9 protein-coding genes are annotated in these 24,407 nt (G+C 63.5%); 5 read left to right on the top strand and 4 right to left on the bottom strand.

Annotation, left to right across the window (positions count from 1 at the left end; all coding sequences use genetic code 11):
• Positions 1-29: 29 nt before the first annotated feature.
• A complete protein-coding gene (locus IEW00_RS01855; protein WP_188512654.1) occupies positions 30-938 on the bottom strand; it encodes a DMT family transporter in 909 nt (302 codons plus the stop codon).
• An 87-nt stretch (positions 939-1,025) separates the two neighbouring features.
• On the opposite strand from IEW00_RS01855, the gene IEW00_RS01850 reads away from it, so the two are divergent.
• The 3 genes from IEW00_RS01850 to IEW00_RS01840 all read left to right on the top strand — a co-directional run bounded on the left by IEW00_RS01850 (position 1,026) and on the right by IEW00_RS01840 (position 4,274).
• Positions 1,026-2,138, top strand: a complete 1,113-nt coding sequence (locus IEW00_RS01850; RefSeq protein WP_188513058.1) for an alkene reductase — start codon at positions 1,026-1,028, stop codon at positions 2,136-2,138.
• Positions 2,135-2,935: a sterol desaturase family protein gene (locus IEW00_RS01845; protein WP_188512653.1), complete on the top strand. Its 801-nt coding sequence runs from the start codon at positions 2,135-2,137 to the stop codon at positions 2,933-2,935. Before IEW00_RS01850 ends, IEW00_RS01845 begins: the two co-directional genes overlap by 4 nt.
• A gap of 109 nt (positions 2,936-3,044) precedes the next feature.
• Positions 3,045-4,274, top strand: a complete 1,230-nt coding sequence (locus IEW00_RS01840) for a threonine synthase (RefSeq protein ID WP_188512652.1) — start codon at positions 3,045-3,047, stop codon at positions 4,272-4,274.
• Positions 4,275-4,483: 209 nt separating this feature from the next.
• On the opposite strand, the gene IEW00_RS01835 is transcribed toward IEW00_RS01840, so the two are convergent.
• The 3 genes from IEW00_RS01835 to IEW00_RS01825 form a co-directional block, all read right to left on the bottom strand.
• A complete protein-coding gene (locus IEW00_RS01835) occupies positions 4,484-5,599 on the bottom strand; it encodes an acyl-CoA dehydrogenase family protein (RefSeq protein ID WP_188512651.1) in 1,116 nt (371 codons plus the stop codon).
• 108 nt (positions 5,600-5,707) lie between these two features.
• Positions 5,708-6,883, bottom strand: coding sequence for an acyl-CoA dehydrogenase family protein (locus tag IEW00_RS01830; RefSeq protein WP_188512650.1), 1,176 nt, complete (start codon positions 6,881-6,883; stop codon positions 5,708-5,710).
• A gap of 216 nt (positions 6,884-7,099) precedes the next feature.
• Complete coding sequence (locus IEW00_RS01825; RefSeq protein WP_188512649.1) at positions 7,100-7,894, bottom strand: enoyl-CoA hydratase/isomerase family protein; 795 nt, start codon at positions 7,892-7,894, stop codon at positions 7,100-7,102.
• Between the two features lie 683 nt (positions 7,895-8,577).
• Here IEW00_RS01825 and IEW00_RS01820 point away from each other — a divergent pair.
• Together IEW00_RS01820 and IEW00_RS01815 are read left to right on the top strand one after the other, a co-directional pair.
• Positions 8,578-10,200: a ShlB/FhaC/HecB family hemolysin secretion/activation protein gene (locus tag IEW00_RS01820; protein WP_188512648.1), complete on the top strand. Its 1,623-nt coding sequence runs from the start codon at positions 8,578-8,580 to the stop codon at positions 10,198-10,200.
• The gene (locus IEW00_RS01815) at positions 10,197-24,404 is read left to right on the top strand and encodes an MBG domain-containing protein (RefSeq protein ID WP_188512647.1); all 14,208 of its coding nucleotides are present in this window, start codon (positions 10,197-10,199) and stop codon (positions 24,402-24,404) included. Before IEW00_RS01820 ends, IEW00_RS01815 begins: the two co-directional genes overlap by 4 nt.
• Positions 24,405-24,407 lie beyond the last annotated feature (3 nt).

The raw sequence follows: 24,407 nt of genomic DNA, 5'->3' as shown, positions 1-24,407 counted from the left end.
GCGCGGTTCCTCCGTGGATGATTCCTCAATTAGGAAGCTTGGGGCGAACCTGCAAGCCGTGCCGCGCGGCGTGCTTCGGGCAGACGGACCAGCACCAGCGCCACGCCGATCGCGATCATCCCGATCCAGTCGGCCAGCGAAAGCACCTCGTTGAACACCACCCAGCCGATGATCGCGGCGATGACGGGCTGGCTGAGCAGCACGATCCCCAGCACCACCGGTGAAAAATGGCTGACCGCATAGACCATCAGCCCCTGGCCGAAGAGCTGGCAGACCACCGCAAGCAGCAGCACCGCAGTCCAGTCGGTCGGCCACACAGGTTCGCCCAGCAGCAGCGCGATCAGCAGTAGAGGGCCGATGCCGAAGACGGTCGACCAAACCAGCACGGACCAGCTGCCCAGCTCGTTGCGGACATGCCGGATGCTCAGCAGATAGACGACGTACAGCACGCCTGCCGCGAGGCAGAACAGGTCGCCGACCAGATTGCGCACGTCGAGTTCGTACGAACTGCCCATCAGCAGGCCGGCGCCGACGATTGCCAGGATTACTGCGCCGAGCTCTGCCTTGTGTGGCCAGGCGCGGCTGATTACGAAACCGTAGAGCACAAGGATGATGCTGCCCATGTTGCCGAACAGCGTCGAGTTGGCGAGCTTGGTGCGCTCGATGCCGAAGTTCCAGCTTGCAAGATCGAGCGCGAAGGCAAAGCCGCCCAGCGCCAGCATCCACCAGATCCCCCGGCCATAGCCGGACAGCGGCTCGCGCCGTTGCATCGCGATCAGTACCAGCACCGGCAAGGCCAGCGTCAGCCGCCAGAATCCGGCGGACACGGGCCCGGTATCGGCCATCCGCACAAACAGCGGACCGAACGCCAGCGCTATATTGGCCAAAATCAGCGCAAGCAGGGCAAACCCGCCACCGCGCTCGGTTGCTTTTGTCATCGCGGGCCTTTAGCCAATCCCTTAAATCCTGTCTCGGCAAAACCGGGACGGAGCAAACGGAGTTTTTTGCCGATGCCAACCGACCAAATGCCCGGCCTGTTCGATCCGATCCAGCTCGGCGCGATCGCTTGCCCCAACCGCATCCTGATGGCACCTTTGACGCGTTGCCGCGCGACCAAGGCGCATGTGCCGGTCCCGCTGATGGGCGAATATTACGCGCAGCGCGCCAGCGCCGGATTGATCATATCGGAAGCCACCGGGATCAGCGCGGAAGGTCTGGGAACGCCGTTCGCGCCGGGGATCTGGAATGACGAGCAGGTCGAAGCCTGGAAGCCGATCACCGAGCAGGTCCACAAGGCCGGCGGACGCATCATCTGCCAGTTGTGGCATATGGGTCGCCTTGTGCATTCCGATTTCATCGGCGGAAAGCCGCCGATCTCGGCATCGGCCACCCGGTTCGATTATCACGCGCACACCTATGAGGGCACCAAGCCCTATGACACCGCGCGCGCGCTGCCGGTCGACGAAATTCCCCGCGTGATCGGCGACTATGTCCGGGCCACCGAAAACGCCCGCCGCGCCGGGTTCGATGGCGTCCAGATTCACGCCGCCAACGGCTATCTGATCGACCAGTTCATCCGCTCCTCGTCCAATCTGCGCGAGGACGACTATGGCGGCGCAATCGCAAACCGCATCCGCCTGCTGGGCGAAATCACGCAGGCGCTGGTCGATGTGTGGAGCCACGAGCATGTCTCGGTGCGGCTGTCGCCCAATGGCGAGACGCAAGGGGTCAATGATGCGACCCCCGAAGACACCTTCACCGCCGCTGCCGCGCTGCTCGACAGCATCGGCATTGCGTTCCTCGAACTGCGCGAGCCGCCCGCCAACGGCACCTTCGGCGCCAGCGATGTGCCGCCGGTCAGCCCGCATATCCGCAAGGTGTTTGCAGGTCCGCTGGTGCTGAACAGCGACTATGTGCTGGAGAATGCCGCTGCCGCGATGGCCGATGGCTGCGCCGATGCGATCAGCTTTGGCCGCACCTTCCTCGCCAATCCCGATCTGCCCGCGCGCCTGGCCGCCGATGCACCATTGACCCCGGACAATCCCAAGCGCTGGTATGGCCAAGGCGGCGAGGGCTATACCGATTATCCGACGATGGCAGAGCAATCGGCGCAGGACGAGGTTGCCGACGCGTCATGATCGCCAGCAGCCAGCCATGGCTGATCAGCGGAGTGCTGATCGGGGTTGCGCTGGGGCTGCTGCTGGCCGAGGCGGTGTGGCCGCGCCGTCGCCACCGGTTGCCGCTCGCTGCGCGATGGCGCACGCATCTGGGGTTCGTGGCCATCAACATGCCGGTCGAACGCGGGGTGCAGGCCTTGGTGTTCATCGGCGTGTTCGGCGCGGTCACAGGCTATACCGCCACGCCCGATTTCGGGCTATTGCCTCAGACGGGTCTGCCCGGTTGGGCGCAGGGCGTTTTGGCGATCGTGCTGCTCGATCTGGCGGTATGGGCGCAGCACTGGGCAACCCACCGACTGCCTTGGTTCTGGCGATTGCACCGCGTCCACCACGCCGACCGCGATCTCGATATGTCGACCGCGTTGCGCTTCCACCCGCTCGAGATCGGGCTGTCGATGCTGCTCAAGCTGGGGGTCGCGTTCGCGCTGGGTGCGCCGTTATGGGCGCTGATCGTGTTCGAGCTGCTGCTCGCGGTGCTGCCGATGTTCAACCATGCCAATCTGGCGCTGCCGTTGTGGCTCGACAGCCTGCTGCGGCTGGCGATCGTGACGCCGGACATGCATCGGGTCCATCACAGCACCGCCCGCATCGAACATGACAGCAATTTCGGTTTCTGCCTGTCGGTCTGGGACCGCATTTTTCGCACCTATCGCGCGCGGCCCAGCGGTGGGCATGAGACGATGACCATCGGCCTGACCGACTATCCGGGCCATGAATCCACCCGGTTCGGCTGGTCGATGGGGCTGCCATTCCGCTGACGACTGAACCGCAAGCTCTTGCAAAATTTCATGATATCACATTGGGTGATAGCAACCGCCCCACCTGCAACACCTGCCGCTCGTCAAGCGCCTGGAGACCATTGTACCGATGCCCCTGCTCACCAACCTCACCGCCGACCGAAAAACCTTCGTCACCCATCTCGAATGCTCGATGACCGGGGAAATCTACCCCGCCGATGAGGTGCACGGGCTGTCGCGTGTCGGCCGGCCTTTGCTGGTGCGCTATGACCTTCCTGCCATCGCCGCGCACCTGGACCGCGCCGCACTGCAATCGCGCGAAACCGATCTGTGGCGCTGGCGCGAGCTGCTGCCGGTGCGGCATGTCCGCGACATCGTCAGCCTGGGCGAAATCGAGACGCCTTTGGTGCCGCTGCCGGTATCGGGCGGGGCGAACGTGCTGGTCAAGGACGAGGGGCGGCTTCCGACCGGATCGTTCAAGGCGCGTGGGCTGGTGATGGCGGTGGCAATGGCCAAGGCGCTGGGGATCAAGCGGATCGCGATGCCGACCAACGGAAATGCCGGCGCAGCGCTGGCCGCGTATGCAACGCGCTGCGGGATCGAGACGGTCGTGTTCTGCCCCGATGACACCCCCGACATCAACGTGCAGGAGATCGCGCTGCAGGGCGCGCGGGTGTGGCGGGTCAACGGGCTGATCGACGATTGCGGTGCCATCGTCGGCGAGGGCGCCAAACAGGGCCGCTGGTTTGATTTTTCGACCTTGAAGGAGCCTTACCGGATCGAGGGCAAGAAAACGATGGGGCTCGAACTGGCCTCACAGTTCGGCTGGGAGCTGCCTGATGCAATCTTCTACCCCACCGGCGGTGGTACCGGGCTGATCGGCATGTGGAAGGCGTTCGACGAGCTCGAGGCTTTGGGCTGGATCGGGCCGAAGCGACCTAAGATGTTCGCCATCCAGGCTGCGGGGTGCGCGCCGATCGTCAAGGCGTTCGACGATGGCACCGAACATGCCGAACGCTGGGAGAACGCACAGACGGTGGCGGCGGGCATTCGCGTGCCACGCGCGGTGGGTGATTTCCTGATCCTGCGGGCGGTCCGCGCCAGTGGGGGCAAGGCGCTCGCGGTCGAGGATGCTGCGATCGAGGCGGCGGTGCAACAGGCCGCGCGGCAGGACGGGCTGCTGCTCTGCCCCGAGGGTGGCGCGACGCTGGCGGCATACCACTACGCGCTGTCCGCCGGTCTCGTGAGCGCGGCGGACAGGGTGGTGCTGTTCAATTGCGCGACGGGGCTCAAATACCCGATGGCGGATGACTCGCGCACGCTCGACCGCCATGCGCCGATCGATTACGACGCGCTATAGGTCCGTTTTCCGGCGAAAGCCGGAACCCAGGGCGACGGCAATGCGATCTGACTCCTGGCCTCCGGCTTTCGCCGGAGAACGGGGATGCGTCTGGTACCCCACCCCGTCATTCCCGCGAACGCGGGAATCCCGCTTTCTTCTGCGACCGAAGTGCAGGAGCGGGACCCCCGCCGTCGCGGGGGTGACGGCAATAACGGCGTGATGGAGCCTTACAGCGGAAAAGCCTGCCGGATCGCCAGCAGCCGGCGCAGCGCGCGGCCCATCGGCAGCTCTTCGGACATGCCCATGCCGCCGTGCAGCTGGATCGCCTGCTTGCCGACCTCGACGCCGTCCTCGCTGACCGCGCGATACGCGGCGCGCGCGGCACGCACCATCTCGGCCTGGTTGCCCGCAAGATCATGCGTGACAGCTTCATACACCAGCGAGCGTGCCTGATCGAACGAAATCGACATATCGACCATGCGGTGCTGCAGCACCTGGAACGAGGCCAGAGCCACGCCGAACTGCTTGCGGTCGGCGGTGTATTGCTGGGTCGCAAGGCACAGGCGCCGCATGATCCCGGTGCCCTCGGCGGCGAGAAGCAGCCGGGCCTTGTCGATCACTGCTTCGAGCGCTTCGGCGGCATCGCCGGGGCCGAGCAGCAACGCTTCACTGCCGACGCGCACGCCTTCCAGCGCGACATCGGCGACCCAATGATCGTCGCGCAACCGGTAGGGGGTCACGGTCACGCCCTGCGCATCAGCAGGGACCAGGAACACACCCAGGCCATCGGCACCGCCGTGATCGGCCGGGGCTGGATCGCCTTCGATCCGGGCGAGCACGATGATCGTCTCGGCCGCAGCAGCACCGTGCGCGAGCGACTTGACCCCGCTCAGCGTCCAGCCGTCACCCGATTTTTCGGCGCGGGTTTCGCAATACCAGATGTCGTGGCGCGCGCGCGGCTCATGCAGCGCGACCCCGATCGGCGCCCCGCCCGAGACGATACCCTCGATCAGGTCGGCGCGCTGCTGCGATGCAGGGGCGGCGGCGATCAGGCCACCGGCCAGGATCGTGCTCGCCAGCACCGGCTCGACCACGAGACCTTCGCCCAGCACCTCGAACAGGCTGACGCAATCGCCCAGGCCCGACTGGCCTTCTGGCTGAAGCCCGCCATCGGCTTCGGCGAAAGGCAGCATCAGCCACCCGGCTTCGGCCATTTCAGACCACAAAGCGGTGTTGAGCGGGTTTTCGCCCATCTGGCCAAGCTTGTCGTCGGCATAATGTTTCTGGGTAAAGCGGCGGGCGCTATCGACCAGCAGCTGCTGGTCATCATTGGGTGCGAACATGGTGTGTGATCCTGAAACTCATCCCGACGCGGCAGATTTCGGCCGCGTCGGGAGTGGGTGCGCACGTCCCTCGACTTCGCTCGGGACAAACGGAAAAGGTGCGGTGCCTTAGAGCCCTGCGGCCATCATCTTGGCGAGAATGTTCTTCTGAACCTCGTTGGTGCCGCCATAGATCGATTGCGCGCGGCCGAAGAGGAACGAGGACATCGCATGTTCGCCCTCGCCGCCATAGGGGTGAACCCGGTTTTCGGCCGGGCGTGGCAGCGCTGCGGGGCCTGCGATATCGAGCGCCAGTTCGGACACGTCCTGCGACAGTTCGGTGCCCAGCAGCTTCAAGGGCGCGACCAGCCGCATTGCCTCGAGCGACTGGCTCGGGGCTTCCAGAGCGCGCGCTTCCAGCGCTGCGAGCTTGGAAAGCCGCTGGTCGAGCGCGTCGAGCCGCTGCGCGATCTTGGGGTCGCTGATTGGCGGGTCGACGAAATGCTCGGTCGAATTGGCCCATTCGCGCAGGCGCGCAAGATCGCCCGCAGTGCGGGTGACACCCGCGATCCCGGCGCGTTCATTGCCGAGCAGGAACTTGGCATAGGTCCAGCCATCGTTCTCATTGCCGACGCGGTTGCTCACCGGAACGCGGACATCGGTGAAGAACACCTCGTTCAAATGGTGCATGCCGTCGATGGTGCGGATCGGGCGGACCTCGATGCCGGGCGTGTTCATATCGATCAGCAGGAACGAGATGCCGCTCTGCTGCTTGACCTCGGTGTTGGTGCGCACCAGGCAGAAGATCCAGTCGGCCCAATGGCCCTGTGTCGTCCAGGTCTTCTGGCCGTTGACGATGTAATCATCGCCGTCACGGATCGCGCGGGTCTTCAGGCTGGCAAGATCTGACCCTGCGCCGGGCTCGGAATAGCCCTGGCACCAGAAACGGCTGCCATCGAGGATGTGCGGCAGATGCTCTGCCTTCTGTTCTTCGGTGCCGAAGGTGTAGATCACGGGCGCGACCATGGTGATGCCGAACGGGCTGTACGAAGGCGCACCTGCCTTGGTCGATTCATCGGCAAAGATGCGCTTCTTGGCGAGCGACCATTCGCAGCCGCCATATTGCTTGGGCCAGCCCGGAGCGCCCCAACCGCGCTTGGCGCGAACGCCCTGCCACCATGCAGTCAGCTCTTTGCTGGCATTGGCAAAACCGTCTGCGGCAAACCGCTTTTCGGGCGGCAGCTCTGCATCCAGGAACGCGCGTACTTCTGCACGGAAGCTTTCGAGATCTTCGTCTTCCATCATCGTCCTCACCTCATCTGCCTGTGTCAGGCGTTGGCGATTAATCTGCACCCTCAGCGGGCAAAAGCAAAGCGCGTTTCGGACGAAATATTGCGGATTTCCGCGCGATCGCGGGCTGACGTTACGGCATTGCGGCAGTTCGTGCCGCCAAATTTTCCGGACCGCACGCCCCGAAAAGCCTAGCCAGGGGCGAATCAATCCGCTCATGCGCGCGGTGGTTCAGCGATCCAGGTATTGTGGCGCGCGTTTCTCCGCAAAGGCACGGCGCGCCTCGGCATAATCTGCGGTCATGCTCAGCATGATCTGCTGGCGGTCTTCGAGCGCCAGTGCCGCCTCGAACCCGGTCGCATCGATGTTGCGGTTGAGCACATCCTTGCTGAGCCTGAGGCCCATCGGACTGGCGAGCAGCATGTCCGCTGCCAGCGCCATCGCTGTGTCCGTGATGCCTGCAGGATCGACGATCTCACTGACAAAGCCCGCCGCCAATGCGCGCTCTGCGCCGACGAAACGGCCCGACAGGATCATCTCGGATGCCAGTGAACTGCCCACCAGCCGGGGCAGAAAATAGCTCGACCCCATGTCGCATCCGCCAAGCCCGATGCGGATATACGCCGCGTTCATCCGGAAATCGGGGGTGCAATAGCGCACGTCGCTGGCGAGCAGCAGCGACATGCCGCCGCCGCAGGCTGCGCCTTGGGCGCAGGCGATCACCGGTTGCGGACAGCTTCGCATCAGTTGCATCACCGTGGCGATCGCGCGCTGGGTGCGCCAGCCGCCGTGCACTGCGCCCTCGTTGGCGCGTGGTGCCCAGCCCTTGAGGTCCAGCCCGGCGCAGAACGCCCGGCCCTCGGCGTTCAAGATCACCACGCGGACCTGCGGCCGGTCAGCCAGAGCGCGGAAATAGTCCTGCAACGCCAGGATCATCGGCTCGTCCATCGCGTTGAGCGCCTCGGGACGGGAGAGGGTTACGGTTTCAACCGCGCCATTTGATGTTATTTGAATAGGATCGGCCATAAATAAACTGCATCCTCAAATGGGCGGCTTGGGTCGCGCTTTAGCTCCAAATCTGCCGGTCTTTCCGGAGGTGCGTCAACCGTAAAGGCTGTTGCCGCTCATGATGTGTTCGCTTGTCCAGCGTTTGAAGGGCCGTTCGCAAGCCGAAGTCGCCCGGCTAGCTATGCACAACATCAACCTTTAGCCTGCAAGATGTTGCTGCCTTCATGGGGCGCTAAACCCCAAGTCATCGCAGGTCCGGATCGGTCGTTGGCATTGCTCCAGTTTCGACCGGTTTTCGTTGGAAATGCTTGCGTTTCTGTCGGCGCAGTGCATAAGCGCGATCAAGGAAGCGGGGGCGTTCCGGTATCGTCTTGAAGCGGTGAGTCCCTTGTTCGGATCAAGGCGCCAGGCGGCCGTCCGGTTTTCCAGATCATGTGATCCGCGACACTGCGGACGCGGTTGGATCTGGTACCTGGCGGCACGGACTTTGTCCTGACTTCCCGAGGCGGGGTCGCACCCTCTCATGTCCCTTCGGGGAGCTGGACGTTGCACCTCGCATGACGATCTCGCGGACACTTTTTGTGGGTGGCGATAGCAGGGCGTTTTTACGTCCTTGCGCAACGGGGCTTGTGGCCCTGTCGTTGCTCGCTTTCACCTTGCTGTGGCCTGCAGCTGCATCGGCGCAGGGCCTGCCAAACGCCGTGCGACCACCTGCAGGCACGTTCGAGCGCGAAAACCGTCCACCCGAAGTGCCCCTGTCCACGCCGCGCACGCCGTTCTCGATCGATCGCCCGCGCACCGACCCCAGCACCGTCGACGACACCGCCAAGGTCCGGGTCACCCGGTTCCGCATCGTCGGGTTCGATTCGATATCCGAAGACCGCCTGCAGGCGCCTTTGGCGCCGTTTCTGGGCCAGGACCTGACGCTGGCAGACATCTACCGCGCTGCTGACCTGCTCACCCGGGTCTATGCCGATGCCGGCTTTGCGCTCTCGTTCGCGCTCGTGCCCGCGCAGGACATCGCCGATGGCGTGGTGGTTCTGCAGGTGGTCGAAGGCAGTGTCGACGGGCTCGAGATCCAGCTGAAATCGGGCGCGGGGATGGTCGGCGAAACCCGGCTCACCGACATGATCCGGCGGCGTTTCACCCCGTTGATCAAGCGTGGTCCGGTGATGGTGGACGAACTCGAGCGCGCGATCCTGACCAGCGGCGATTTGGGCGGCATGGATGTGTCGGTTGTCATCCGCCCGTCCGAGGCGACACCTGGCGCTGCCAACCTGTTGGTGGTGGTCGATCTCGACCCGGTGACGATCGAAGCGCAGTTCGACAACCGCATTCGCGAAAACCTCGGCGAGCAGCGCTATCGTGCCGGCATCACCGCCAATTCGCTGCTGATCCCGGGTGATCAGTTGGTGTTCGATGCGCGCGCGACGCTGCCCACCGACGGGTTTATCTCGGGCTATGCGCAATATAGCGCACCGATCACCGACGATGGGCTGACCGCAACGGTGTCATATTCTCGTGCGCGTTCGCGCGCGGTGCGGGGGTTCCTCTCGATCCTTGAGTTCAAGGGCGAGGAAGAGGTCGTGCGTGCCGGCCTCAGCTATCCGCTGCGCCGCACCCGCAACTCCAGCCTAATCGTCGGGGTGGAAGGCACCGCGATCAATTCCGACAGCGGAATCTTCGGCATCACGCTGATCGACGATCGCAGCCGGTTCTACGAACTGTACGGCAGCTATGACTGGGCCGGGACCGATGGCACCACGGGGCTGGTCCGGCTGGGGTTGAGCCAGGGGATTGACGGGCTGGGTGCCACCGGGCGGTTCAACCCCTTGCGCAGCCGCACCCAGGGCGATCCCGAGTTTACTGCCGCCAATGCCTCCTTGGTGTGGAACGCGCCGCTGGTCGGGCGAACCCGGGTGCGGGTGACCGCCGAGGCGCAGATGGCGCTGCATGGCGGCGCATCAGCGTCGCGCGAGTGCAACTTCGGCGGAGATCGCTTCGGCCGCGCCTATGATTACGGCGCGGCGGGCGGTGACCATTGCATCAACGTCGGCATGGAATTGAACCACGGCTATGCCTTCGGGCCGATCGCGGTGCAGCCGTTCGTGTTCATCGATGCTGGCATCCTGCGGCAGAGCGGTCGGCTCGATTTTGCCGAATTGCGGGTGACCGAATTGTGGTCGGCGGGTGCGGGTTCACGCGTCTCGCTGCCATACGGGCTGTTTGGCGAGGTTTATGCGGCCTGGCCCGGCAAGGCGCGCTTCACGCCTGACGGCAGCAGCAATCCGCGCATCTTCTTCTCGATCGGGGCAACACGATGAGCATCTACCGCACACCCGATCAGCGTGTCGTGATCCAGCGCGCGCGGCGATTCACCAGCTGGCAGATCGCGCTGCGAACCGGGGTTGCCGGCCTTGCTTTCATCACCGCGCAAACCGCCTGGGCCAATCCCGGCGGTGGCAACGTCGTCGCGGGCAACGCGACGATCAGCGGCCAAGGCACCGACCGGGTACGGATCGACCAGTCGAGCGACCGGGTTATCATCAACTGGGACAATTTCTCGATTGGAGCAGGCCAGGCGGTCGATTTCCGCCAGCCGGGCGCGCGCTCGATTGCATTGAACCGGGTTACCGGGCCCGAGATCAGCCAGATCATGGGCGAGCTGACCGCCAACGGCCAGATCTACCTGATCAACGGCAACGGTATCGTCTTTGGCAAGGACGCCCGGGTCGATGTCGCAGGGCTGGTCGCGACCAGCGCGGATATCGGCAACGATGCCTTCATGTCGGGCGGCAGCTTGCGCTTCGGTACACCGGGGCGTTCAGGCGCGAAGGTGGTCAACTACGGAACGATCACCGTGCGCGACGCGGGCATCGCCGCGTTCGTCGCACCGCAGGTCGCCAATGATGGCATCATCACCGCGCATATGGGCAAGATCGCCTTCGGCGGCGCGCAGGCGTTCACGCTCGATCTGCACGGCGACAACCTGATCCGATTCCAGGTCGGCGATGCGGTAACGAAACTGGATGATAAGGGCGCGCTGGTCGACATCGGCGGCGGCGTGGTCGATGCGCGCGGCGGCACGCTGCTGATCACCGCATCGGCGGCGCGCGATCTGGTCAACCAGTCGGTCCGCATCGGCACCCCGCAGGCCTCCAGCATGCAAGTTGGCACCGACGGCAGGGTATCGCTGGTCGCTGCAAAGGTGACGATCACCGCCCCGAGCGAGGTGCAGGTCGGCAAGAATGTCGCAATGGATCTGTCCTCGGGCACCAATGCGGCGGTGACCGGTGGCCGTCCGCAAAAGGGCGGCACCACCAGCAATATCGGCTGGGCCAATGTGCTGGACGGTGACGTCAGCACCGCACCGGGTATCGCGATGGCGACCAGCGGCACCGGAGGCACGCTGACGATCAATGCCGCGCGCACCATCCTCGATGGCACGATCAACCTCGATGGCGGCAAGACGGGCGGCACCGCGCATATCACTGGCAGCGATTTCCTGTCGTTCGGTTCGATCCTTTCGGCGAGCGGCGCAGAAGCTGGTGGCAATATCCAGCTTGATGCGGGTGGCTTCTCGCTCGCCGGGCGGATCACGGTCAACGCCGGGCTTGGCAAGGGCGGCAACGTCGATATCCACACCACACGTCGCGCAATCGACACCGGCGATGCGTTCATCGATGCCAGCGGCCTGCACGGCGGTTCGATCCGCTATACTTCCGACCAGCAGATCATCTCCTCGGGCAAGTTCCGCGCATCGGGGAGTCACGGCTTTGGCGGGTTGATCGATGTCAGCGCAGCCAGGCTCGATCTGTTCTCGGCGCAATTCTATGCGCAGGGCGGCATCCGCGGCGGGCGGGTGCGGCTGGGTGGCGAGTTCCAGGGCGGCAAGGCGCTCAGCGTCGATGAACTGATCAACGCCCGCACGTTGGTCGCAACCGATTCGGTGGTTGTCGATGTGTCTGCCATCGGCATGCGCGGCAATGGCGGCGAGATCGTGTTGTGGTCGGATGAGAAGACCACCTTTCTTGGCACCGCCATCTCACGCGGTGGCATGGTCGGCGGTCTTGGCGGGCAGATCGAGATTTCGGGCAAGGACACATTGGTCTATCGCGGCACGGTGGCAACCGCGCGCGACGGCCAGCGCGGCGGCAAACTGCTGCTCGACCCCAAGAACATCATCATTGCCGACGCCAGCAACGCCCCTAGCCAATACGCGCTGGTGTTGCAGGCATTTTCCAGCTCGTTCCCAGGGTTCGCCGCCCCGGGAACAGGACTGGAGTCGGGCGATGAGTTTGGCACATCGGTTTCGCTCGATGGCAACCGGCTTGCGGTCGGCGCACCGCTCGACGATGGTGCCAGCGGCAGTCTGATCGCTGCTGGAGCAGTGTATCTGTTCACCTTCGCCGACACTGGCTTCGCATCCCCTGTGCTCAGCGCGATCATCGGATCGGGCTATTCCGGCGGCAAAAACATCTCGGTCAGCCAATTGCAGGGCGATGACCGGTTTGGACAGTCGGTGTCGTTGTCGGGCACCCGGCTGGCTGTGGGCGCGCCGTTCGGCAATGGTGCCAACGATTTCGTGCCCAATGCCGGCGAGGTTTATCTGTTCAGCTTCGCCGATCTGGAATTCAACGCGGGCACTGTTGCGGGAATCTTGGGTACCGGGTTTTCAGGCCCTGCCAGCCTCAATGTCTCGCGGCTCGATGCCAACGATGCCTTTGGCGGCAGCGTTTCGCTGAACGGCAACCGAATCGCGGTCGGCGCCCAGCAGGATGATGGCATCGCCGATGATGTCATCAGCGCAGGCGCGGTCTATCTGTTCACCTTCGCCGATGCCGCGTTCAATTCCCCGGTGCTCGAGGCCATTATCGGGAATGGGTATACCGGGGGCAAGAACGTCTCGATCGCGCTCGATGTGGCCGATAACTTTGGTTCCGCTGTGGCGCTTTCAGGCTTCGGCCTGGGCGTCGGCGCATACGGGGACGGTGGGCAGGGCAATTCAGGGTCGGATTACGGTGCAGCCTATCTGTTCAGTTTTGCTTCAGCGGATTTCACTTCGGCCGCGCTGCAATCGACTCTTGGGTTTGGCTATACCGGCCCCAACGACCTCGACATGGTCGACCTGGGTGCAGGCGACCGGTTCGGAGAATCGCTGGGGCTGATCGGCTCAGAAAGCTTTGCGGTTCTTGCGCCGGGCGATGACGGGTTTTTCGATGGCGCACCCGACACGGGCGCGGCCTATCTGTTCAACTTCAGCGATGCTTTCTTCCAGGGGCCGTCGCTCACCGCGCGCATCGGCGCGGACTATGGCAGCCTAGGCGGCAGGAACCTCAGCCTCAATGGACTTAACGCGGGTGAAACGCTCTCGTCGCTCGCACTGGATTTCAATGCGATGGTGCTGGGGTCCAGCTCGGATACCGGGCGTAGTGGTACCAGCATCGATGCAGGCGCTGTTTATCTGCTGACCTTCGATGGCAGCAATTTCAACAATGGTCGGCTGGCAGCAACACTCGGCGTGGGGTATGCCGATGTGGGCGGTCTGTCGCTGCTGGGCACGGGCCTGCGCCAGGGCACCGGCTTCGGATCGTCGGTTTCCCTCGATGGCAACCGGATGGCCGTGGGGGCGCAGTTTGATAATGGCGCTGGCGATGACAAGTTCGATGTCGGCGCGGTCTATCTTTTCAGCTTCGGGGATTCGCAGTTCAGCGCGCCGGTGCTCCAATCGATCATCGGCTCAGGCTATAGCGGCGGCAAGAACCTCTCGCTCGATCGCCTGGCGGCAAACGACCAGTTTGGTACCTCGGTCTCGCTCGATGGCCTCAGGCTTGCGGTGGGCGCGCCTCGCGACGACGGTCTGAACGACACCTCCACTGACGCCGGTGCGGTCTATCTGTTCACCTTTGCAGGTCCTGCATTCGAGAACCCGAACCTTGCCCGCGTGCTCGATTTTGGTTCGATCACCGGCGGCCCGATTGCGGCCGCGGGTGCGATGCTGGGCAGCGGGGTTTCGCTCCAGGATGATTTTCTCGCGGTTGGTGCAGCAGGTGACCCCGGGAGCAGTGGCAGCCAAATCGATGTTGGCGCTGTCCACATCTTCAACATGCTCGCCAGCGATTTCAGCGTAACGCCCGAGCGTCTGGTGTCGATCGGCGCCGGGCTCGATGTCGATGTCGCAGGGCTCGAAGATTTCGATGCGTTCGGAACATCGGTATCGCTCGACGGGCTGCAACTGGCAGTCGGTGCGCCCGGAGATGGCGGAGCATTGTCGCCGGTCAGCGATGCCGGCGCGGTCTATTTGTTCACCTTCGGCAGCAACTATTCGGGTGGTTCGCTGGCTGCGACGATCGGTGCCGATTATGGCATGGGCAATGACTTTGACCCGGGGGTATCGAGCTTCGATGCCTTTGGAGTATCTGTGTCGCTGCGCGGCCTCCAGCTTGCGGTCGGTGCGAGCGGAGACAGCGGCGCCGATGACATGCTGAACCGTGCGGGTGCGGTCTATCTGTTTACCTTTGCCAACCCCGGTTTTTCGGGCCTGTTGCAGACGACCCGGATCGGTTCGGGCTATGCCGGGACGGGGGATTACGCGCTCAACCTGCTCGGCCAGGAAAGCGGGTTCGAATTCGGAAGCGCGGTTTCTCTGGACGGCGGCCGTCTGGTGGTCGGTGCCGTGGGGGACGCCGGGCGCAATAGCAGCGCGATCAATTCGGGCGCGGTGTATCTGTTTACCTTCAGTTCGCCCGAGCTTTTGTTTCTGCCCCGCCTCGTAGATGTCCTGGGCGCAGGATATAGTGGGTTTAACAACTACTCGGTTCCCGGATTGCGCGCAGAGGCGATCCACCAGTTTGGAACTTCGGTGGCGCTGGACGGGCTGAGGCTTGCGGTGGGCGCACCCGAAGATATGGGTGCCGATCTTCTGGCCAGTGTCGGCGCGGTTTATCTGTTCAGCTTCGCCACCGAGGCGTTCGATGCGCCCGTGCTCGAGGCGATCGTCGGGTCGGGCTATAGCGGCGGCAAGAATGTTGCGGTTGCCTCGCTTGATGCAGGCGACCGGTTTGGCGAGGCTGTCGCATTGCGCGACAATCGGCTTGCGGTCGGCGCGCCGCAGGATGACGGGCTTGCCAACGCCGTGACGAACTCTGGCGCAGTCTATCTGTTCACCTTCAGCGACGCTTTTTTCAGCGGCGGCACCCTGCAGGGAAGGATCGGCGCGGACTATGTCGGGGCCAATGATCTCAGCCTGGGCAACATCAATACAGGCGACGCATTCGGCGCTTCGTTGGCGCTGGATGGCACGCGACTGGCGGTCGGCGCATCGCTTGACGATGGGGATGAGGACTCGCTGCTGGATGCCGGCGCGGTCTATCTGTTCAGCTTTGCCGGCCCTCAGTTTGCCGGTGGCGCGCTGGAGGGCATTGTCGGTGCTGGCTATGCCGGGGGCAACAATGTTTCGGTCGCCAATCTTGCCGGTGGCAATGGCGACGCCTTCGGTGCCGCCGTGGCGCTGCAGGGCACGCGGTTGATCGTCGGTGCCCCGTTCGACGATGGGGCTGGCGATGCGATCGGCGATTCCGGCGCGGCCTATATCGTGGATTTCGCCGATCTGGGTTTCACCGGTGGCACGGTGAGCACGATCATCGGCAATGGCTATACTGGCATGAACGACATCGACCTCACCGAGATCGAAGCTAGCGATCACTTTGGCAGCTCGGTTTCGATCGATGGATCGGGACTGGCTGTCGGTGCTGCCCAGGATGGCGGCACGGGCAATCTCGTTCCCCTCAGCGGTGCGGTCTATCTTTTCAGCGACCGGTTTGGGCCATTTGAACTGCGGTGGCGGATCGGGGCCGGATATGGCGGCTTTGGTGATCTGTCGGTAGGCGGACTGCGTGCGGGCGACCGTTTTGGCAGCGCTGTGGCGCTCGATGGCAACCGCCTGGTGGTGGGGTCGCCTGAAGACACGGGCGTAAATGCAACATCCAGCGGCCTGGGCGCGGTACGCCTTTTCACCTCTGCCGATTCCGATTTCGAGAGCCTGGGTCTCGCAGGGACCATGGGCAGCGGATACGGTCCGCAGCAGAACCTGTCTGTCGGCCCGGCAAGCGGAGCTGGCTTGGGAAGCGCGGTGTCGCTGCATGGCACCCAGCTGGCGATCGGTGCACCTGGCGATTCGGGCTTTGGCAATTCGGGCCCCAATCTGGGTGCGGTCTTCCTGATCACCTTTGCCGATGAATCCTTCGGCTCTCCGCAACTGCGCGGCACGATCGGCCAGGGCTATACCGGGGCGGGCAATTTCGATGTCGGCGGGCTTGATGTCGGCGACTTCTTCGGCAGCGCGGTTTCGATCGATGGACAACGGCTCGCGATCGGTGCGCCAGGCGATGATGGCGCGAACGACGACCGTATCGATTCAGGCGCGGTCTATTTGTTCACCTTCGCTGATGCCGCCTTTTCCAGCCCGGTGCTCGAAGCGCGGATGGGCGCGGATTACACCGGATCGAAGAATATCGATATCGCCAATCTCGAGGCCGAAGACCAGTTCGGCTCGAGCGTCGCGTTGATGGGCAACCAGCTTGCGGTGGGCGCGCAACAGGACGATGGCAACGGCAACAGCGCGATCGATTCAGGTGCGGTCTATCTCTACACCTTCGCGAATGCGGTGTTCAACGATGGGACGTTGCAGGCGATCGCCGGTGCCGGATACATCGGCGGCCAGAATTACGCAGTCGCCAATCTCGAGGCAGGCGATGGCTTCGGCAGCGCCGTCGCCTTGAGCGCTGACGGGTTCAGGCTTGCGGTGGGAGCATATCTCGATGACGGCGACGGCAACAGCATCGCCGATTCAGGCGCGGTCTATCTGCTCGGCTTCGACAACACGGCGTTCGCATCGCCGACGCTGATCGGGACAATCGGTTCGGGCTACACCGCCGGTGCCAACGATTTTGCCGTGGCCTCTCTGGGGTCCGGCAATCGGTTCGGTACATCGCTGGGCTTGTCAGGAGCGCAGCTTGTCGTCGGCGCGCCGGGCGACGCTGGCTTTTCGGGCGGCGGTCTGGATGTCGGCGCTGCCTATCTGTTTGGCTTCACGACTGCAGCGCTCGACGGCGCGAGTCTTTTCCGGCGGATTACAGCGGGCTCACCTGATGCTGCGTTTCTCAGCATCGATGGGTTGAATGTCGATGGCAATCGCCTTGGCACCGGGGTGGCGATAGATGGCAGCCGCATGGTGATCGGTGCTGCGGGCAATGCCGGCAACACCGACGGCGAACTGGTCGGCGCGGCCTATCTGTTCACCTTCAGCGGTGCGGTGTTCGATGGTCTGGCGCAGGTCGGTACGATCGGCAGCGGCTATGCGGCCGGCTCGGCGACCTCACTGGCCGCCAATGGTATCGCTGAAAACGAGCGCTTTGGTGCGAGCGTCTCGCTCGACGGGCAGAGGCTGGCGATCGGATCATCACACGATTCGGGCGCGTCGAACCTCAACCCCTTCTCGGGCGCGGTATATCTGTTCACCTTTGCTGATCCCGATTTTGCCTCACCGGTGCTCGAATCGGTGATCGGTTCGGGTTACAGCGGCGGCAAGAACTTGTCTGTCGCCAATCTTGAGCGCGACGATCTTTTCGGTGTTTCGGTTTCGCTCGATGGTAGTGTTCTGGCGGTTGGCGCGATGGGCGATGATGGCGCAGGCAACATCGCGCCAGATTCCGGCGCGGTCTATCTGTTCAATTTTGCCGACCCGAATTTTAGCGCTCCCGCGCTTCAGGCAACGATCGGGCGGGGATATGCCGGAGCCTTCGATCTGGATCCAGGAATGTCCAGCGAGGACCTCTTCGGGCACTCGGTGGCACTGGACGGCACAAGGCTGGCGGTCGGTGCACCGGGCGATGACGGCTTTGCAGGCGACCGTGAAGACAGCGGTGCGGTCTATCTGTTCAATTTCGCCGGAGCGTTTCCATCCACAATCAGTCCCATCGGTATCATCGGTGCTGGCTATACCGGGCTGGGCGACATCGATGTACCCAATCTGGAAATGGGCGATGCGTTCGGCACATCGGTCGCTCTCGATGGGCGGGCGCTGGTGGCGGGCGCGCCGTTTGACGATGGCGCCGTACCCGGCATCTTCTTCAATATGGGTGCCGTCTACACCTTCACCTTTGCCGATGACCTGCTGGGTGGCGGCACGCTCAGGTCTACGATCGGCTTTGGCTATACCGGGTCTGACGATCTGGACCTTGGCACGCTCGACGGCGGGGACTGGTTCGGTGAAGGCGTCTCGCTCAACGGCAACCGGCTCGCAGTGGGTGCCCAGCGCGATGATGGTGCAGGCAATAACTTCAGCGATACCGGCGCGGTGTACCTGTTCGGCTTTGCCAATTCCGAATTCGCTGCGCCCACGCAACAGGCGATCATCGGGGCGGGCTATTCAGGTGGCAACAATATCGCATTGCCGTTGGGAGCCTTCGACAACTTCGGCGTCTCGGTATCGCTCGACGGAGACCGCCTCGTTGCGGGCTCAACGGGTGATGACGGCGCACTCAATTCCAAGTTCAACGCAGGGGCGGTGTATCTGTTCAGCTTTGCCGATTCCGCGTTCAGCGGTGGCATGCTCGGCGGGGTCCTCGGCGCGGGCTATCGCACGATCTCAGGGCTTGAGCTTGCATCGCCGCCGACGGCATCGTCCGTGCAGGTGGGTACAGGCGATGCGTTCGGCCAGTCGGTCTCGCTCGATGGCAACCGCCTCGCAATCGGTGCGCCCGGCGATGACGGCGTGATCGATGGGCTGACGGACGCAGGCGCGGTTTACCTCTTCAGCTTTGCCGATCTGAGCTTTGGCGGTGCCACGCTGGAGGCGATTGTTGGTCATGGCTATGTCGGCGGCAAGAATTTGTGGCCGCTGGCCGTCGAAGCGGGTGACAGCTTTGGTTCTGCGGTCTCGCTCGATGGCAACCAGCTTGCAGTGGGGGCACCCAATGATGCGGGCATCAGCAACACGCAGGGCGGTGCAGGAGCGGTCTATCTGTTCAGCTTTGCCGATTCGCTGTTCGGCGGCGGTATGCTCGAGGCCGTTCTGGGAATCGATTATGGCGGCGGCAAGAACATTGCCATTGCGGGACTGGACCCTGGCGACCAGTTCGGCGCTTCAGTTTCGCTCAATACCGGCCGGCTAGCGGTCGGAGCCCCCGGCGACGACGGTGCAGCAAACGGTGCGGCAGAAACCGGTGCGGTCTATCTGTTTACCTTTGCCAACGCACGGTTTGGTGGCGGGGCAATCGCATCGACGATCGGAGCAGGTTACTCTGGCGGGCTGAATGTCACCGTCGCGCTCGATGACTTCGACAACTTCGGTTCCGCTGTCGCGCTGGACAGTACCCGCCTGGCGATCGGAGCACCCCGCGATGCAGGATCAGCGAACAATTTCGCCTCGCCCGGTGCGGTTTACCTCTTCACCTTCGACGATCTGGGTTTCGGTTCTGCCGTCCAGCGCGGTATCGTGGGTGCAGGTTACACGGGGGCGGGTGATCTTGACACCACCGGTTCGGTCACCAGCTTTGGCGACGGCGGCCTGTTTGGCAATGCGCTGGCGCTGGATGGCACCCGGCTGGTGGTGGGCGCACCTGGCTTTACCAGTAATGCGACCAGTCCGGTGGGTGCGGGCGCGGTCTATCTTCTGACCTTCGCCGACACCAACCTCAGCCTCCCTGCCATTGTCGACGTCCTGGGGACGGAGTCAGGTGGGTTTGGGACGACCAGCGATCTTGGTTTGAACCTGGAGGCTGGTGATGGCTTTGGCACCGCGGTCTCCCTGGATGGCGACCGGTTGGTGGCCGGGGCCGGTGGCGACGATGGCTTTGGCAACACTGCAAGCAATTCAGGCGGAATCTATCTGCTGACCTTCGCCGACACCGACTTCAATGGCGGTGAGCTCCGCGGTAATCTTGGCGCAGGCTATACCCGCGGGGTGAGCACGCCGGTTGGTGGGGTGCAGGGTCTGGATGCCTTCGGCTGGGCGCTATCGCTTGATGGCACGCGGCTTGCGGTCGGCGCGCCGCAGGACCGGGGCGCGAACGGTCAGGGCTTTGCCGGAGCGGTGTACCTGTTCACCTTTGCCAACCTGGATTTCGATGCACCGATGCTCGAAGGCGTGCTGGGCGAAGGCTATGTCGGCGGCAAGAACCTCGACGTTCCGGGCCTGGCCCCGGGTGGGGCCTTTGGCGGAGCGGTTTCGCTCGACGGCAATCGGCTCGCGGTCGGCGCGAGCAACCTCAATGGCGGATCGGTATTCCTGTTCACCTTTGCCGACGCAGCATTCAGCACGCCTGCACTCGCATCATTTATCGGGGCGGGTGCCGATGGCCCGAACGAGCTCGCCTCACCTGCCGCCATGGGCGATGTCTTCGGCTATTCGGTGGCGCTTGATGGCAATCGGTTGGCGGTTGGCGCGCCTCTCGACGATGGCGCGGGTAACAGCCTTCCCGATTCCGGCGCGGTCTATCTGTTCAGCTTTGCCGACAGCGTGTTCACTGATCCCGCGCTGGATGCTGTGATCGGAGCGGGCTATATCGGTGGCAAGAACGTCGATGTGGGTGCGCTTGATGCCGAGGACCATTTCGGCACCTCGGTTAGCCTGCAGGGCCTGCGGCTGGTGGTGGGTGCCGAACTTGACGATGGCTTCGGCAATGTCGATTTCAACACCGGCGCAGCCTATTTGTTCGCGATGTCGGCACCCGATTTTTCGAGCGTTGCGCTCGCCGGGACGATCGGACGCGCCTATACCGGTGCTGCTGACCTCAACATCAGTCGGTTGCAGTCCGACGACTGGTTCGGTCGCTCGGTATCGCTTGATGGCGACCGGCTTGCGATCGGTGCGATCAACGATTCCGGTCTGTCCGAAACCTTTGCCAGTTCGGGCGCGGTCTATCTGGTCGGATTTGCCGATGCGAGCTTTGGCGGGCCTGCTCTGCTCTCGATCTTGGGGCGAGGCTATGACGAAGCAAACGATGTTGACGTCAGTTCGCTCGAGACCTTCGACGGGTTCGGCAACGGGGTTTCGCTCGATACCGGGCGACTGGTCGTTGGTGCGCCACGCGACGATGGGCCGGAAAACACAGTGGCCGGTTCCGGCGCGACGTATTTTTTCAACCTGACAGGCAGCGCAGGCGATACGTCCGCGCTCGGCTTTGGCGATGCGCCTGGCGCTGATGTGACGATCAGTGCCAGCGATCTGGCAGCACTGCTTTCAAGCGGGACCGCCGTCGAGTTGCAAGCCAACAATGATATCACAGTCAGCAATGCGATTGCGGTCAATAATATCTTCGGCAATGGCGGGGCACTGACGTTCCGTGCCGGGCGATCGATTTTCATCAATGCCGCGATAACGACCGACAGCGGCAATTTCACGGCGTTCGCCAACGACTTCGCCGCAAGCGGCGTAGTCGATGCGTTCCGCGATCCCGGCGATGCCGTCATCAGCTTTGGGACCGAGGGCAGAATCACTACAGGCTCGGCCATGGTTGATCTCGCCATCCTAACTGGCGACGACAAGACATTCTCGACCAGCGGCGGGATCAGCGTCGGTTCGATTTCCGCAAGGTCCATCAGCATCCGAAACCTGGGTGTTTCGGGCAACCGGGCGGTTACCATCAATGCCGGAGCCTTGCTCACTGCCGCCACCGCCGGCGATGCGATCCTGATCGAGAGCGATGTCTTCACCAACAATGCCGGCGCCATGGCGTTCAACCTCGTCGGAGGTGGACGGTTCCTGATCTATTCGGATGATTACGAGGTGATCGATCGCGGCGGGCTGGTCGGCAACAACCTGTACAACAATGTCTCGGCCAGCGGCTTTGCGGGCAACCTGTTCATCTTTGCGCGCCAGCCCGTGCTCACCTTCACCGCCGACGATGCCACCCGCACTTATGGCGAGGCTGCGCCTGCCTATTCCTTCCAGTTGGCCGGGCTGGTCAATGGCGACAGCGAATCCTATGCCTTCTCGGGCGCACCCAATCTCTTCGACTTTGCGTCGGGCAATGCGGGCGTCGATTCGATCTTCATTGATCAGGGATCGCTGCTCTCCGACGTCGGCTATGGATTCGACTTCGTCGGCGGTGCGCTGACCACGCTGCGCGCGCTGCTGACCGCGCGCGCCGATGACCAGACCCGCGAATACGGCACCGCCAACCCGGCGTTCACCGTTACCTATTCGGGCTTCGTCAACGGTGATGACGAAAGCGTGATCCTGTTTGCTCCAAGCATCGGGACGATTGCCGACATCACCTCGGACGCAGGCAGCTACGCGATCGATCTGGGCGATGCCTTTGCCGACAACTACGAGTTCGACTACATCCCGGGCACGCTGACGATCACCAAGGCGTTGCTCTCGGTCACCGCCGATGATGCCATACGCGAATATGGGCTGGCTGATCCGACGTTCACCGGTTCGATCACGGGCTTCCGCAATGGCGACGATGACGGTGTCGTCAGCGGGCTGGTCTATGGCAGCAGCGCGCTGATCACATCCGATGCCGGGCTTTACAGCATCACCGGAGCGGGTGCGAACGCGACCAACTACGACTTCGCGTATGTTCCGGGTACGCTGACAATCACCAAGGCGCTGCTCACTGTGACGGCGGACGATGCGACGCGCGAATACGGTCTGGCCGATCCTTCGTTTACAGGCAGCATCGCAGGCTTGCGCAATGGCGACGATGCCAGCGTGATCAGCGGGCTGGCGTTTGGCAGCACTGCGGTGCTGAGCTCGGGCATCGGCACTTACGCCATCACCGGCTTGGGCGCGAGCGCGACCAATTACGATTTCAGCTACGTGCCCGGTACGCTGACGATTACCCGCGCGTTGCTCACGGTGACTGCGGATGACGCAGCGCGTGAATATGGCCTTGCCAACCCGGCACTGACCGGCACGATCAGCGGCCTGCGCGCGGGGGACACCGCCAGTGTCGTCAGCGGCCTTGTCTACGATACTGTTGCATCGATCGGGTCCGACGTGGGTGCCTACACCATCACCGGATCGGGGGGTGCTGCCGCAAACTATGATTTCAGCTATGTGCCCGGCACGCTGACGATCACCCGCGCGCAGCTCACGGTAACCGCCGATGATGCGACCCGCGAATATGGGCTGGCAAACCCGGCGTTCACCAGCACGATCACCGGTCTTCGCAACGGCGATACCAGCGCGGTCGTCAGTGGTCTGGTGCTTTCGACACCCGCGACGATAGCGTCGGGTGTCGGCACATACGGGATTGACGTATCGGGCGGCAGCGCGCTTAATTATGACTTTGCCTATGCGCCCGGTACATTGGCGATCACGCCGGCGTTGCTCACCGTCTCCATCGACGACAAGACCCGAATATACGGCGGGGTCAATCCCACGTTGACCGCGAGCATCACTGGCTTCCGCAACGGCGATACCGACGCTGTGGTGTCCGGCCTCAGGCTGCGTACTGTCGCAATCAGTCGGAGCAATGTCGGGGATTATCTGATCACCGGTTCGGGTGCGAATGCGGCAAACTATCGGTTCGATTACGTTCCCGGCACGCTGACCATCACCAAGGCGCTGCTGCAGGTTCGCGTCAACAACGCGAGCCGCGAATATGGCTTGGACAACCCCGCCTTCACCGCGATGATCACCGGCTTCCGCAATGGCGACAACGCCAATGTGGTGAGCGGACTGGCGTTCGGAACGCCTGCCACCATCGGTTCGGATGTCGGCAATTACGCAATCACCGCATCGGGTGCATCGGCGCTCAATTATGATTTCGTCTACACACCAGGGCGCTTGTTGATCGATCAGGCAAGGCTGCTGGTCACCGCAAACAGCTTGGTAATCCAGCAGGGCAGCGGCGATCCGGTGTTGACGGTCAGCTATTCGGGACTACGCAATGGCGATACCGGCGATACCGGCGATGTCGTGACCGGGCTGGTATTGCGATCGACGGGTGGAGGGACGTCCAGCCCTGGCCAGTACATCATCAATGCCTCGCGGGGTACTGCGCGGAACTATCAGATCACCTATCGGCCGGGGGTGATGACGGTGCTGCCTCCGATCGTGCCGCCTGCGCAGGATCCGCCTGTTGGTGGTGCCATTCCTCCCGCAGCCAATCCTCCTGCGCCCCCGCCGCCGGGACCCACTCCGCCATCGGATACCCCGCCCGCGCCACCGCCTCCAGGTGGAGGCACTGCCGTTGCCGACCCGGGCACCGGTACCTCGACCGGCCAGACCGGCAGCGCCACGACGCCGCAGACGCCAACGCCCGGCGCGGTGATCACGATGCCCGGGCAGGGGATGGTCAACATACCGGTTTCGCCTGATAATATATCACTGCTACCGCTGCTGCAGGGTATGTCGGCGCCCTTGCCTGTGCTGGTGGCACCTGAATTGCGCCCGACCGATCCTGTGCCCGCTGGGGAACCATCACGCGGCGATGGACAGCGCACCGGCTGCGCGTATATCAGCCTGTGTTCGGGCGCGCCGCAGCCTTTGTGGACTTTCCAGCCCGCCCAATGAAGA

Origin of the sequence: Blastomonas aquatica (genome assembly GCF_014639875.1) — a bacterium.
Classification (GTDB): Bacteria; Pseudomonadota; Alphaproteobacteria; order Sphingomonadales; family Sphingomonadaceae; genus Blastomonas; species Blastomonas aquatica.
The sequence above is the reverse complement of the archived record's forward strand: the minus strand, read 5'-3'. Positions and strand labels throughout refer to the sequence as shown.